Here is a 438-nt window from a genome sequence, read left to right as displayed (position 1 = left end):
CTAATAAACTAGCTAAAAATGAAAAGGTGTATATATGTTTTTTAGAAGAAATGAGGGTCAGTACCGAGAAACTGATCGTGTGACACGTTTTAAATTGGTAAAGTCAGGGAAACATTGGTTACGTGCCGCAACTTCTCACTTTGGGCTTTTTAAGATAATAAGTGGTCGTGTGGATGCGTCATCTGTATCAGTTCATCAAGTTGAGGAAGAAGTACCTTTAATCACAAGTGACAGACTTTTAAAGGGAGTAGCCGCGACTGGAGCTCTACTAGGTGGAGGAGTAGCGACTTATGTGGTTCAAGCTGATGAAGCAACAAGTCCATCAGCGGTAGAGCATACGGTTAGTCCGACGACAGATGTTTTGGCAGCTTCTGATTCAGCGGTTTTGGGTCATTCTGGAGCTATTACAGAATCTGCAGTCAGAGGAGATGTAGTTAG

The 438-nt window shown here is 42.5% G+C and carries 1 protein-coding gene; it reads left to right on the top strand.

Annotated features, from left to right (window positions below; all coding sequences use genetic code 11):
- Positions 1–34: 34 nt before the first annotated feature.
- Positions 35–438 (top strand): accessory Sec-dependent serine-rich glycoprotein adhesin (locus tag HMPREF2877_RS07810; protein WP_141751053.1); only part of this gene is annotated, 404 nt, incomplete at its 3' end.

It is taken from the genome of Streptococcus sp. HMSC072D03, assembly GCF_001812855.1.
GTDB classification, from domain to species: domain Bacteria; phylum Bacillota; class Bacilli; order Lactobacillales; family Streptococcaceae; genus Streptococcus; species Streptococcus salivarius_D.
Note: the sequence above shows the minus strand (reverse complement) of the source record. Positions and strands in the feature narration are given on the sequence as shown.